Here is a 2,643-nt window from a genome sequence, read left to right as displayed (position 1 = left end):
TTCCATGGCAAGACAAATGGTCATCGCACATGGAATTGTCGGTGTGACTGCGGAAAAGAAACTGTTGTGAGAGAAAGCAATCTGAAAAATGGCTTGTCCAAAAGCTGTGGCTGTGAACATTCGCCGAAAAAGATTTTGCATTTTGTGGATGGCACTTGCTTGGAGCATTTACAGACCAACCATATCTCCAAAGCCAATACCAGCGGCGTGCGCGGGGTGTATTTTAACAAACAGCGCAAGAAATGGATTGCACAAATTATGTTTCGGGGAAAATGTCATTATCTGGGAGGATATGATAACTTCGATGAAGCTGTGCAGGCGAGGAAAAAAGGAGAAAAGATGTTTCTGGATGTGATTCGAGCACATCAGAAAGCCACAAATGTGTAGAGTAATAGGAAAAGACGAATAGAAAGAGAAAAGAAAAAGTATGTACAAGAAAAGAGCGAAAAACTGGCTGAAACATGCAGATTTTATTTTTATAGATTTTATATGTTTGCAGCTAAGTATCGTTGTAGCATACGTGATTCGATTTGGAATAAGTAATCCGTATGCTGATTATCCATATCGAAATGTTTTGATTGTATCCGAGCTGATTAGTTTGTTCATCATTGTGTGTTTTGAAACATTGAAGGGCATTCTCAAGCGCGGAAAGTACATGGAATTTGTACGAACACTGTACCATGTATTGTTGGTAGAATTGCTGACTATTGGGTATTTGTACTTGATTCATCGAGCAGATGCATATTCCAGAACGGTTACTATCTGGTCATCGATTCTGTACTTCGTATTCAGCTACGTTCTACGTTTGTTTTGGAAATCCGTACTCAAGAAGCATGGCGTAGGACTGGTTAATCAGCGTTCGATTCTGCTGATAACAGTAAAAGATCGAGCGACAGACTGCGTGAAGACCTTCAAAGCAAACGATTATGAGAAGTTTCATGTAGCTGGTCTGGTTATCTTGGACGATGACAAAGAAGGCACGACCTTTGATGGAATTTCGGTAGTAGCGAATAGAGAAACGCTCAAGCAATACGTTTGTAGCAACTGGGTTGATGAGGTATTGATTAATGTGCCAGATGATCTAGAGGGTGTTGCAGCCATCAAAGATGGTTTGTATTCCATGGGAGTCGTCATTCATCGACGCCTGATCAATGTTGTCTCTGCGTCAAGTCAGCATCAGTTTATCGAGAATATCGGCGGATACACTGTGCTTACGACTAGTATTAACTGTGCATCACCAATCGAACTGTTCCTGAAGCGAGCGCTGGATATTCTGGGCGGCTTGGTTGGAACGATTCTCACCGGTCTTTTGTGCTTAATCATGGTACCTGTGATTAAAACACAGTCGCCGGGTCCGGTATTCTTCACGCAGGAGCGTGTAGGCAAAAATGGAAAACGATTTAAGATTTATAAATTCCGTACTATGTACATGGATGCGGAAGAGCGTAAAAAGGAACTCATGGCACAAAATCGTGTCAAGGATGGTATGATGTTTAAGATCGACTTTGATCCGCGCATCATTGGCAACAAGGTTCTGCCGGATGGCACACAAAAGTCTGGATTTATGGACTTGGCACGTCGGCTGAGCTTGGATGAATTTCCGCAGTTCCTCAACGTATTAAAAGGCGATATGTCTCTCGTTGGCACACGACCGCCAACGGTTGATGAATATGAAAAATATCAATTACATCATCATGCACGACTGGCTACTAAGCCGGGAATCACCGGTATGTGGCAGGTTAGCGGCAGAAGCAATATCACAGACTTTGAAGAAGTGGTTCGGCTGGATACACAGTATATTCAGGATTGGACATTCGGACTGGATATTCGGATTCTGTTCCGCACGATCGCTGTTGTGCTGAAACGAGAAGGCTCCATGTAGGGGGAGAGTTTTCATGATTGTTGATATGCATACACACATTCTTCCGCATGTGGATGATGGAGCGGCGGACAAAGAAACGACGCTTCGTATGCTCCAGCAAGCATATGCAGAGGGAACCGATATTTTGATTGCTACCCCGCACTTCCGCCATGGTATGGATGCAGCGCGGTGGGATGCGAGACGCCATGACGCATGGGAAACGACGTGCAGCATGGCAAAAGAGATCCATGAAGATTTCCAGATTCTATTGGGCGCAGAGGTCTATATGGAATCCGGAATTCGGAAGGATTTGGAAGCGGGTGTTCCGCTGACCATGCCTGGGTCAGATGCGATTCTGATCGAGTTTTCGACCAGTGCGAATTACATGTATATTAAAAACATGGTTTTGATGCTGTTGGCGATGGGATATGAACCTATTTTGGCACACGTAGAGCGATACCAAGCGATGGAAAAGCCACAGCATGTGGAAGAGCTTGCTCAGATGGGTGTCCACATTCAAGCAAATGTGAACAGTATTCTGGGCGGTTCTGGTTGGAAGACCAAACGATATTTGAAGCGTCTGCTCAAGCAGGAGCTGATTGATATGATTGGTTCAGATGCGCATGATATGCAGGAACGCACGCCTGGCATGGAAAAATGTATGAAGTACTTGAATAAACGATTGGATTCCGCGTATTGCGAGCAGCTTTTTGGCGGCAATGCGCAGCAAGTATTTCTCGATCTTTGATACAAACTGGGAAACGCCGGTTTAGACCAGTTCG

2 protein-coding genes and 1 pseudogene are annotated in these 2,643 nt (G+C 44.4%); all 3 read left to right on the top strand.

The genetic code is table 11. The features are described 5' to 3' along the window. A pseudogene (locus tag ACR0P9_RS10585) lies at positions 1-387 on the top strand (hypothetical protein); the annotation flags it as partial. Positions 388-427: 40 nt separating this feature from the next. Continuing rightward, positions 428-1,882, top strand: coding sequence for a sugar transferase (locus tag ACR0P9_RS10580; protein WP_432619950.1), 1,455 nt, complete (start codon positions 428-430; stop codon positions 1,880-1,882). Between the two features lie 13 nt (positions 1,883-1,895). Continuing rightward, positions 1,896-2,609 (top strand): CpsB/CapC family capsule biosynthesis tyrosine phosphatase, encoded by a 714-nt coding sequence (locus ACR0P9_RS10575; RefSeq protein ID WP_432619948.1) that lies wholly within the window; start codon positions 1,896-1,898, stop codon positions 2,607-2,609. Positions 2,610-2,643 lie beyond the last annotated feature (34 nt).

The sequence above is a fragment of the Butyricicoccus sp. genome (assembly GCF_050872565.1).
GTDB lineage: Bacteria > Bacillota > Clostridia > Oscillospirales > Butyricicoccaceae > Butyricicoccus_A.
This window is presented reverse-complemented; position numbering and strand designations above follow the sequence as displayed.